This window comes from uncultured Veillonella sp., assembly GCF_934190855.1.
GTDB lineage: Bacteria > Bacillota > Negativicutes > Veillonellales > Veillonellaceae > Veillonella.
The window spans coordinates 1-5646 of the sequence record NZ_CAKPTN010000103.1; the positions used below are offsets into that span (position 1 = coordinate 1).

Below are 5646 nucleotides of genomic sequence, written 5' to 3' on the forward strand. Positions count from 1 at the left end.
GTAATATGACATTCTGTGCTTAATTCTGGGGTAATTTTAAGCTAATTGTACAATATTTGACGCATCTGATTATATTTGTTTATAATTAAGAAAAAAATTTATATTTTATTTACAATTAACAGAATTTCATATATAATACATGTTAGTATTTGTGTTATTTGTAAAAAATCATGTATTTAGGAGTGAATTATTATGAACAAAAAACATTTAGCGGCTGCTTTCGCAGTATTTGCAGCTACAACTATGTCCTTCTCCGCTTTCGCTGCATCCATCGATGCTAATGCACGCGCTTACGAACGCGCTGCAGCAGAGCAATATACTTACGCAGCACCTCAAGCGGCTACACCAGCTTACCAATCTGGCTATGTAACAAGTGCACCACGCCCTGGTTACAAACCATTGCCAGCGGTTCCTTACACAGCAGGTGACATGGCTCAACAAATGCCTGTATCTAAAGAATTGGGCGATCCAGTCTTCGTAGCACCACAAACAACTGCTGTAGGTCTTCAAATCATGGACCCTATCGCACCTAGCTACCAACCTGTATACCAAGAAACTGTAAACTCCGTAACAGCTAATGGCAACGGCAGTGCATACGTTTCTCGTTACAAAACTAACCAATTGAACGCTTTCGACTTATTGTTGAACGGCAAAACTTACACTTATGACTTGCCTGCATACACTAATGGCTACCAAGTGAAAACTGCTAGCACTTACAACCGTGCTGGTGACGGTGTAGCGAATGTATTCTCTACAAACGTAATCACTGAAGCAGTTGTAAACAACAACTCCTTGCGTATCACTGTTAACATGACTCAACCAACAGCTGTAGCAGCTGCTAAATTGCGTTCCATGCAACAAACTGGTCAAGTAGCAGGTGGTGAAGTAGCTGCATTGTTCGCTTACAATGAAAGCTATGACGGTGTAAAACAAGCTGCTCATTATGATATCTTCAACAACGGCGGCCGTTACATCATCGTTAAATCCGGCGCTGTAACTGTACCAAATGGTGCACAACACCCTTACGCAACTGCATTGTTCGCAGTAACTGAAGACACTGTAGCTGCTGTAACAGTATCTGGCAACACTGCTGATGCTTACGACTTAGTAAAAGGCACTGCATACGCAATTGCTCAATCCGCTAAGGTTGGCAACGCACGTCGCTAATTCTAACTACTAATTCGTTACGAATTTAATTATACTTGTGAAAGCCACAAGTTTTCACACAAAAAGACTATAAATCACTAACAGCCCTAATGAGGTACCTCATTAGGGCTGTTTTTTGTCTACAAGCTTATAAGAATATATAAAAGCTGATAAGAGTCTTTAAGCCTCGTAAGAACCTCTAACACAGGTAACCATCTATAAGCTCTTATAAAATTTTATAGACGTGTAAAAACCTCTAATGCTTTGTAAGCCATCAGACGATAGCCTAGCTCGTTAGGATGTACCTCTCCGGCAAAGACGATTTGTCCGATTTGATCTGCCTCAAACAAGGTAGTATAGAAATCAATGACCTTAATATCATGAGCCTCTGCGTATGCTTTTAGCTGTTCATTAACCTCTCTCACGACGAGGTCTAGGCCATCCATATCGCTGTCGATTTGTGTTTCTAAACCGATTATGACCTCCCCCTTTGTGCTAGCTAATTCAATGGCTTTCACCAAGGTCTTGAACACATATGCACTATCTCGACCTTGTAAGATATCGTTGGTACCACACATCAAGAAGATGTGGCGCGTTGGATCAGATACAGCAGTAACCGCCCAGTTTTCAATATTGTAAATCATGGCTTGTACTGAGCAGCCATCCACCCCATAATTCGTAAAGTTTACACCCTCAATAGAGGCATCGCAGATTTCAACCCACCCACGCCCATAAGGCACATCGTAACCGCGCGTAATGCTGTCGCCAAAACAGATGATTTCCATATTCATCCCTCCTGTAACTATGCATTAATCATATAATAAAAGAACATTATACACAATATACATATTATAGCATTTTATATGCACTCTTCATGGAATTAAACCTATGACTATGGTATACTATTTCCACATAAGAGAGGTCAACGATGAAAAAACTATATCCCTTTTTAGTGATTGCTCTGGCGAGTTTGCAAACAGCTAGTGCTATTTCACAATACGAATTAGAAAACAAACCTACCCAATTTCAAGTGGCTTATAACAGCCCTGTAGAGACTGTGTATATCGACTTGAGTACCATCAATTTAGTACAAGCAGGACCGACATATAATACATTACATGCTCGTACCATTAGTCTATATAAGCAACAAAATATCATTGCGGACTATATGACTAATTATACATACCATCGCGGTAACACATCTAAAGATATTTACCTTATGGACTGGCATGTAGCGCCTGCTAAATTCTACCAAGTCAATGGTGCCCCTATTGGAATGGCTGACAATCACCGCTCCGTTTTATCTACAGGTGCTCGCGTAGCTCCGAAAGGATCTGCCGTCGCTGAAATCGGTCAGTTTATCTTGCACAATGCGCTAGAAATGGAGCGAATTACCTATACCTTCACGAACCCTTATGTGCCACCACGCCCATATAAGCCTATGAACAGCCCTGCTCCTACTGCAGAGAAACCACTATTTGGTGTTCAACCGCCTGAAGGGGTATATAAACCGCTAAATCAGCTAGAATCGCCATATGCCTATCATCAACCGCGCTTAGCGCCATCTAAACTAGGTGTCTACGGGCCAGTTCCTCCACCACCTCCTCTAGGACCACGCCCTGATTGGGCATTAGATATTCAAAATCAAGACTTACCTGATCCGAACACACCTATGAGCCAATGGGGTCCGCAACCAGATTATACTGCACCACCTAGACCATAGATATTAGTACTAAGGCTTAAGTGATTCCTCTAATGCTGATAATCACTTAGTACAAGTTAATTTGCCAACAAAAAGACTGAACTACCCTCCATTTGGAGAACTAGTTCAGTCTTTTTATTTCATATTCTAATGATTCTTATGCCCATTGCATGTACTCTTATAACATAAAAAGTGGAATCTTGCTTTCATATTATTAAAAGTAAACTCTACACTTTCACATTGATAAAAGCAGAAACTATACTTTCACATTATTTAAGACGAATGAAGAACAATGCACATGCACCGATTACAGGCGCAATAGCGATGGACATCAAGGACATTTGGTAGCTGCCCGTCATAACGAGGACATTGCCCAAGAGAAGTGGCGCCAAGAGAGCACCGATTTGGTTGAACAAGTTTACGAAGCCCGCTGTAGTACCGCGCAAATGAGGTGCTGCAGATTGAACTACGAGAGCATTCGTCAAGGCACTGTGCATGAAAGCACCAATACCGAGAATTGGACCTGTAATGAAGAGCATATTCGGATTGGATGTGCTAGCGAATAAGATCAAGGCTGGACCAAATAGGAACATAACGAGCGCCGCCAAGTGGTTTTTCTTGATTGGTAAAATATCGGATAAGATACCAATGGTTGGTTTTGCAATAAGTGCGGCCGTACCGAACACACTCATAACTTGACCTGCGTAGATAGCAGTGACGCCTAATTGTTTTACCATGTACAAGTTCGCCCATTGCGTTACACCCCAAGTCGTACCTGTTGCAAAGAAACCAGCGATGGCTAAACAACGAATATTGCGGTTTGAAAGGATGTGCTTCAAGTTCTCTTTCAAGGACGTTTGACCTACACCGAGCTTAGCAGCCGCTTCGGAAGCCTCTGCTTCGCGTTGTGCCATGATTTCAGCACTTGGCTTACGCACCGTGAAGTAACATAATACGAGTACCGCTAACGGCAAGATGGCTGTAGCAAGGAACGCTGTTTGCCAACCGTAATGAGTGGCAACATATGGTGCGTAAAGGTTTACAGTCGTAATACCAAAGGATGTACAGCTCATGAAGATACCTACAGCCGCACCACGTTGGTTAGGCCCAAAGTGATCGCCGATAGCACTCAAACAGGATGCTTGTACAGGACCAGACATAACACCTAATAAAAAGCGTAAGCCCCAAGCCATGTTGTAGTCTGTGATGGTACTCATAAGCGCCGTTACAGCAGCCATACCAATTAAGCTAAATAAGATCGTACGTCTATAACCAATTTTGTCGGCTAAGATACCACCTGGCAATACTGTTAAAGCATAGCCAAAATAAAAGGCCGAAATATGCTGTGCCCCCATTTTTGCGGTAAAGTGCAAAGCCTCGTTGAGGATCGGCATAACAGAAGACCAAGATAAGCGCATTACGAAACTCAACAAGAACGTGAGCCATACGCTAAGGAGAATTAAAATCTGAGTTCGTGAGAAACTAAGTCGATTCATACGAGCTCCTTTCTACAGAATAAAAACATATAAAGTAATCATACTATAAATAGAAATAATTTTTCAAATACAAAGCATGAAGGATAACATAAAAAAGAACCCTCCATCGATTAGATAAAGAGTTCTCTATAGTAATATACAAGGCACGGGCTCCAATTGCCTTACCAAGTATATCAATAAATCAAAAGAAACGAGCAACAGGCAACAAATGGCCCAACCAATCTCTAAAGATTTATAGTATACAAACAGTATAACATGGGTGCGAGATTAAAGATATATATATAGCCCTCTAGGCATAACTGATATGTACCCATTTTCCTGGACACATATCAGGATATGCGTTCTTATAAACCCACTCCTCTTTTTTCAAACGACCCCAAGCGGTATATTCGCCGTAACATACCTGTGTATTTGAAAGTTCATGCAGGCTACGGCTTGCTTGGTGGCGTCTGAATTTTTATCTTACAGGATATTGCCGCTGGGTCGGCTGATATTACATGTCAAATAATCATATTCTTGGATATATAACTGTGTATTGATCTTCTAACTCCAACTTTAGTTTCTTAAATAATTTTTCACCTTCGTATTTAAAAATATTTTCTTTCTCTATATTTTCAAATCCAGAGTTTAGAGGTTCATCTATATTTAAGGTTTTATCATATTTATTTGCCCACCCCAACAATTCTTCAGCAAGAGACTTAGATATTGGTAAAGAATATGGATCTATATTTCCAAAATTATCATCATCCATACCCCATATGGGAAAACAGCCATATTCAGGCATTAATTTAATTTTTTTCATTTTATCGTCCTATCTTATTACTCTACCTGCCGGATTTGCACCGACAATAAACCCGTTACTTCCAGTAGTAACCGCGATACGGCTTTTCTGCCCGTTTACCATTACTTCATAAATAGGCCTTCCCATATCTTTTCCTTGATGACCAACAATTTTTCCTTTTGTTACTGCATCCATTACGACAGAGGGTACTTGTTCCCTAGATACCCCTATACGAGCAAAATCATCAGGACTAAATTTTACTCCTTTAGTGTTTGTTTCAATATCTCATCAGGAATATCTGTGCCTGCATCAATATGCTTATTAGCATTATCTTCCCATTTATACATTTCCAGCAGAAAACAATTTAATACAGTTTCAATACTTTTATACATAATCCAATCCTTTTTAGTTTTGTTTAAGTTGTTTGAACGAAGAATAATCCACCAGATAGATCTCGATTTATAAAAATATATCCGATGTTCTCAGTTAGATAAAAAATTTCATTTACTTCTTCAGGTAGA

7 protein-coding genes are annotated in these 5646 nt (G+C 40.2%); 2 read left to right on the forward strand and 5 right to left on the reverse strand.

Annotation, left to right across the window (positions count from 1 at the left end; all coding sequences use genetic code 11):
• Positions 1-192: 192 nt before the first annotated feature.
• Positions 193-1167, forward strand: a complete 975-nt coding sequence (locus Q0F90_RS06615; protein ID WP_296004269.1) for a hypothetical protein — start codon at positions 193-195, stop codon at positions 1165-1167.
• Positions 1168-1382: 215 nt separating this feature from the next.
• Here the strand turns inward: Q0F90_RS06615 and Q0F90_RS06620 are convergent, their stop codons facing one another.
• Positions 1383-1931: a GDSL-type esterase/lipase family protein gene (locus tag Q0F90_RS06620; RefSeq protein ID WP_296004270.1), complete on the reverse strand. Its 549-nt coding sequence runs from the start codon at positions 1929-1931 to the stop codon at positions 1383-1385.
• A 143-nt stretch (positions 1932-2074) separates the two neighbouring features.
• On the opposite strand from Q0F90_RS06620, the gene Q0F90_RS06625 reads away from it, so the two are divergent.
• Positions 2075-2869 carry a hypothetical protein gene (locus tag Q0F90_RS06625; protein WP_296004271.1) on the forward strand — a complete coding sequence of 265 codons (795 nt, stop codon included), beginning with the start codon at positions 2075-2077 and terminating at the stop codon, positions 2867-2869.
• A 248-nt stretch (positions 2870-3117) separates the two neighbouring features.
• Here Q0F90_RS06625 and Q0F90_RS06630 read toward each other — a convergent pair whose 3' ends face one another.
• From Q0F90_RS06630 to Q0F90_RS06645, 4 genes are all read right to left on the reverse strand, one after another.
• Positions 3118-4344, reverse strand: coding sequence for an MFS transporter (locus Q0F90_RS06630; RefSeq protein WP_009352425.1), 1227 nt, complete (start codon positions 4342-4344; stop codon positions 3118-3120).
• 508 nt (positions 4345-4852) lie between these two features.
• Positions 4853-5146 carry a hypothetical protein gene (locus tag Q0F90_RS06635; RefSeq protein WP_296004272.1) on the reverse strand — a complete coding sequence of 98 codons (294 nt, stop codon included), beginning with the start codon at positions 5144-5146 and terminating at the stop codon, positions 4853-4855.
• Positions 5147-5155: 9 nt separating this feature from the next.
• Positions 5156-5320, reverse strand: coding sequence for a hypothetical protein (locus Q0F90_RS06640; protein WP_296004273.1), 165 nt, complete (start codon positions 5318-5320; stop codon positions 5156-5158).
• A gap of 62 nt (positions 5321-5382) precedes the next feature.
• Positions 5383-5517 carry a hypothetical protein gene (locus Q0F90_RS06645; protein WP_296004274.1) on the reverse strand — a complete coding sequence of 45 codons (135 nt, stop codon included), beginning with the start codon at positions 5515-5517 and terminating at the stop codon, positions 5383-5385.
• Positions 5518-5646 lie beyond the last annotated feature (129 nt).